This window comes from Streptomyces noursei, from assembly GCF_001646665.1.
Taxonomy (GTDB): domain Bacteria; phylum Actinomycetota; class Actinomycetes; order Streptomycetales; family Streptomycetaceae; genus Streptomyces; species Streptomyces lavendulocolor.
Genome location: NZ_LWBU01000078.1, coordinates 1 through 335, shown reverse-complemented (window position 1 = coordinate 335; position 335 = coordinate 1). Strand labels below are relative to the sequence as shown.

The following is a 335-nucleotide window of genomic DNA, read 5'->3' as shown; positions in this document are numbered from 1 at the left end:
CCCCGCCCCCCCCGCCGCGGCGGCCCGCGCGACGGACACCTGCCGGCGCCCCGAGGGGCGGTGGCCGGCGTCCCGGTGGCCCGCGACGGTGGACCCGCCGTGGCCCCCGCTCCGTCAGCCGGCGACGGCCGGCCGGGCGACGGCCCGTTCGCGGACCGCGTCCGCCGCGTCGGCGGCGTCCCCGAAGGGGACCGTGCCGGTGAACGGGCCGGTGGTGGCGGCGCCGTACACGGGAAGAGGCGGTATCGGCAGGGGGGTGGGCGGGGGGGGCGGGAGGGTGAACCACACGACCTTCCCCGTGCCGCCCCGAGGGCGGGCGCCCCCGCTTTCGCTGA

Annotated in this window: 1 pseudogene; it reads right to left on the bottom strand. The window is 82.4% G+C overall.

Annotation, left to right across the window (positions count from 1 at the left end):
* Positions 1–114: 114 nt before the first annotated feature.
* Positions 115–335, bottom strand: a pseudogene (locus A4V12_RS38400) (ATP-binding protein); the annotation flags it as partial.